The organism is Methanocalculus sp. (genome assembly GCF_029762515.1).
Classification (GTDB): domain Archaea; phylum Halobacteriota; class Methanomicrobia; order Methanomicrobiales; family Methanocorpusculaceae; genus Methanocalculus.
In genome coordinates this window covers 1-3,740 of sequence record NZ_JARVGN010000231.1, presented here as the reverse complement: position 1 = coordinate 3,740, position 3,740 = coordinate 1, and the positions used below count along the sequence as shown (strand labels likewise).

At 45.7% G+C, this 3,740-nt stretch carries 3 protein-coding genes; all 3 read right to left on the bottom strand.

All coding sequences use genetic code 11. The features are described from left to right. A partial coding sequence (locus QCH34_RS08625) for a hypothetical protein (protein WP_300332902.1) occupies positions 1-317 on the bottom strand: 317 nt, incomplete at its 3' end. After that, entirely contained in the window at positions 318-2,357 is a 2,040-nt protein-coding gene (locus QCH34_RS08620) for a hypothetical protein (protein ID WP_300332901.1), read from the bottom strand. Continuing rightward, a complete protein-coding gene (locus QCH34_RS08615; RefSeq protein WP_300332897.1) occupies positions 2,347-3,441 on the bottom strand; it encodes a hypothetical protein in 1,095 nt (364 codons plus the stop codon). Before QCH34_RS08615 ends, QCH34_RS08620 begins: the two co-directional genes overlap by 11 nt. Between the last annotated feature and the right edge of the window lie 299 nt (positions 3,442-3,740).

Here is a 3,740-nt window from a genome sequence, read left to right as displayed (position 1 = left end):
TATCCCTCAAAAAAAACCTCATCGCCTGACTGAAACAGGCGGCGGATCTGCTGCTCTTCCTCCCCCTTCCCGGATACAATGCTGAGGAGGTACTCTGAGGTTTCAGGATATGGAATCCATGAAGGAGGGGCTTCCCAGAGAGTCAATTTCACCTTCTGGCCATCCTGGGTCGCCAGATCAAAAAGGTATTTCCCTCCACCAGACTGGGTCGAATAATACGAACCGGTCTTAAGCTTGGCAGTACTCTGGACCCACTGGTTGGAATAACTTGCAATATTTTCAAGAATTTTTGTGAACTCAACATATCTGCGTTGCAATCAGATCATCTCCAGAAGAGCAAGTAACAGACGACGGTCCACCAAGAGTGAAGCATTTGGTCGGGCTCCATAGAACTCATCAATCTCTAAACATTCCGGGCAGGCGTCTACACATGCGGGGATCATCTCCCCAACGCGGACATGCACTTCACTCAGATCACCTTTTTTGACTGTTCTGTATCGTTCAAATGCAGCTGCAGCCCGTGGATCATAAAAAAGACTGGCTGAACTGTACAGGAGGAGATCAATAATCATCGGTGTTCGTCCTAACTTTTCTCGCAGTTCCCTGTATCCACGGATCAGTTCGGCATACATGGCAGCACTCTCTTTTGAGTGAATCAGTCTGCGGATTTCCAAACGAACAAATATTATGAGATCTTCCTTTCTTCTGAGCCCAAAATCAACAGCACGGATTTTTTCCTGTTTTTTTAGTGAATTACGAATGATCTCCTCTGGTGCCCCGGAAGGTTCTCTGAATACGGACCAGACATAGTCAGAATCGAAATTGCTGAAAATATCATGGATTACAATGTCGGCAATATCCACATCGCACTGGAGTGTCCGTTTGAGATCCGTATGGATCTCATTGGAGAGATTGCTGGAAATCTGCTGCAAATGTTTGAATAACTCCCTGGAAATTCCAGATCCTCCCTGATAACGATCATAGGCATAGAGCGAGAGGAAATCATTCTCAATGGTTCCTTCCTGCCAAAAGACAAGGCCATCTCCAACGACACTAAAGAATTGTTGACACCAGACATTCAAAGTGCGTTGAAATGTCTCACAAATGACAGTTTGGACATAGCTTTCAAACGCCTCAGGACTGTAAACCTCATCAAGGATTTCGGCAACCTCTTTTCCGTGTTCAGTGAGCCATTCTACAATATCATCCCGTTTACGAAGATCAAATCCTGCAAGTCGCAGACGGATCTCCTTGCCTTCTGGGATCAATTCCCTGAGAATTACCTGCTGTTGTTCAGGAGTCTCATTGAAGAATGATCGAATATTAGTATCTGGATGATCCTGCCTCATCCAGAAATCGAGAGCATTACATAATGTCTGAATCCAGCTGAGATCATAAGTGCTTTCTGCACATTTTCCATGAAATAGAACGGATTCATTCAGTTTTAGCAAAAAGAATTTCCATTGAAGATCAGAGGTTAAGATCGGATCTTTTTCAAGAACCTCGGGAAGGGCCGCAAGGAATGATTTCAGATTGATATTTAACCTAACTGCCTGGGATATATGTTCGGTACCGACCAGTGCATACTGCTGATCCTTATCATGGACGAACCGAATGACCCTAGTAAGATTTGGACCCAGGAGCTGGAGAGCGTTGCCGTAGTAACAGCGGGCAATTCTGAAGTCAGGATAGTATCCAATTGATTCGATAAGGTTTATGACCGGAAAGAGATACTCTTCGTCCGGCCTTTCTTTTGTCAGGAGAATATTTTCCCATAAGGCAATTGAGAGCGGATCACGTGCGACTTTGACAGATCCTTCTCCGGTATGATCCAGATACAACCTCTCCTCCTCCCAGAAGTAATGGGCATGTGGAGGGATTTCCTCAACATTGACAGCATCAGGGAAGTAGATTGTCGTTTGGTTGGCCGGGATCTTCAGGGGTGAGAACGTATCACCTGCTGAGATCTCATCGAGTGGTTGAGATCTTGAAATCGAAAAACTCCGTTCAATGTTGGCGTTTCGTTCTTTCCATTCACTTGGAATCCAGAAAGTTCTGAAATGACGGAAATTCCAGCGTTTTTTATACCCTCCCGGGAGGAAGTTCCCAAGAATGAACTCAGTTGTTTCTGACCCTTCATTTCTGACCACACCTCGGCTACGGTTGCGTATTTCGATATTCCCACCAACCATTGTCGGTATGAACGTCGCTGGAACAAGATACGGTTTTTCAACGCAGGGATCAAAGGAGAAGAGATCCGGCGGATGAAGATATGGATGAGGAAATGAACCGGATCTGAAGGCTGACCAGCGTTCATAGGCAGCCTTTGCACGAGCAAGGCGCATCTCACGCTCCATTGGAATCCTCCATCTCGATTCTAGTCACAGCTTGTACAAGGTACTGGCAGATCTCATCAACGGACTTCCCATCGGGATGAAAACGTGTATTTTCAATAAATGATGAATCTGGACGATCGGGCTCAAGTAACGTTGAGCAACCACTGAGGTACTTTTCAATAGCGGTCCAGTGTTTTTGGACTTCCGAGTCTGGGATGCCGAATGTTTTGGCCACATCTCTGATATACTGATTTTTACGCTCGCTTACAAATCTTACAGTCTCTTCGGTATCAAGATATTTGTAACATGCATCAACATCGTGGTAAGTTCCATAGGTGCTGATGAAATCGTAAAGAAACGAGGTGATATGCATTTTCATGATATGCTGGTTTTCTGGATCAATAGGAATGAGCAGCTTATCCTCACTGGGGTGAGTGAGTATAGTCTGGTGGTGGAAGTAGAACGAATCAAGCGGTCGTGATCCTAGCACCACCACCGCCACGGGCATGTCTGAGGGAGAACGCCCTCCACGACCAATTCTTTGCACAAACCCAGGAATATTCATTGGAGCCATATACTGGAATGTTCCAATCACTGCAGGATGGTCAAATCCCACCTCGAGTGCCGATGTGGTGATCATCAGATTCCATTCATCACTATGAACCAAATCTCCAGCACAATCCAGTGAGGTCCCCGATTTGTGGATGTGAATATCCATGGGGTCAAGATCGTTCTCCTGCATTGTCCACCAACACTCCCCATCCTCATAAACCTGGCACCGGTTTGTATAGGGGTTGGGAGGAAGATGTTTACAGGCAACATGGGGACATGCTTGATTACTGTTCCTTTCAAGCTTTTGATCAGGGATACGAAGCCTGTAAAGGTTCTGTCTTCTCTCTGCATCGCAGAGTTTCTCTCCAAGTCGCTTGATGATGTCAATTGAATCGACAAAACCAATGAGACGATCCTTCCCTTCGTGTTTCAACATGGTATGGTAAAAACAGAATGCTGTCTGGATCATCGCAGAGAGATTTGTTGCAATAGTAAATCGTTCGTCATCACCGAAATCTGAGATGAGAACTTTTCTAGGTTCTGTTGCCTTCAAGAAGATAATATACTCCCGGCCAAGATCCTCAAGTTCTTCCTCTTTCGGCCGGATAACTGTCGCAGTCTCCGTTGAAAAGAGAGATTTCGCAAACCCTTCGGGATCACCGATCGTTGCACTGGAGGCCACAAAGATCGGTTCAGTCTTTCCTTTCACCGATACCTTGTGACGGAGACGTCGGACGATATTGGCAACATGCATTCCGGCCTGATCTGAGTAGAGATGCGCCTCATCAAATACAACAAATTTTGGCAGTACCCGCTTATTGTCCCAGATGTTGTTTTTACCCTGGGCGTCCA